At 48.1% G+C, this 541-nt stretch carries 1 protein-coding gene; it reads right to left on the reverse strand.

The genetic code is table 11. The features are described from left to right. Window positions 1-50: 50 nt before the first annotated feature. On the reverse strand, window positions 51-541 hold a 491-nt coding region (locus tag A3757_RS05455), incomplete at its 5' end, for a TetR/AcrR family transcriptional regulator (protein WP_231878222.1).

Consider the following 541-nt stretch of genomic DNA (forward strand, 5'->3'; position numbering starts at 1 on the left):
AAGCTGAGGCTCATCTCTTAAATGTTCAAACCTTTCAGGCTCAAAAGCGCTTAGGCGCGACGAACACCTGAAAGGCAAAAGCTCAATATTTCTTCAATCCATTCTTCGGGCTTGAATTCGCCAGGCGTTTGTTGGGCACTGGCGATAGAGCCAAGTAATGTTTCTGCCAATGCACCAACCATCGCACCAGCAGATATCAACGCATTCTGGGGTGCAAACTCATTTTTTTCGACTCCCTCTGTCACCAAGGCCTCAAATATCTCGGCATAGGCTCGTCGATATTTTAAGCGCTCTTGCTGAACCTTTGAGTCTACCGGTTCGGCTATCAAGGCATAAGCCAGACCACGCCCTTCTAAAGCTCTTCTAGAGAAAATCTCTAACGCCATTTTCAGACGTTGCTCACAGCTCAATGCCTCGCCTTCTTGCTGACCTTCGAGTTCATCTTCCACCTGAGGAAAAGCTGCTAGCTGTACATTCCTGACTTCTTTTTCAGTGGCCACCCGAAACACTTCTGCGCACAGTTCTGCTTTCGATGCGAAGT

It is taken from the genome of Oleiphilus sp. HI0117, from assembly GCF_001635235.1.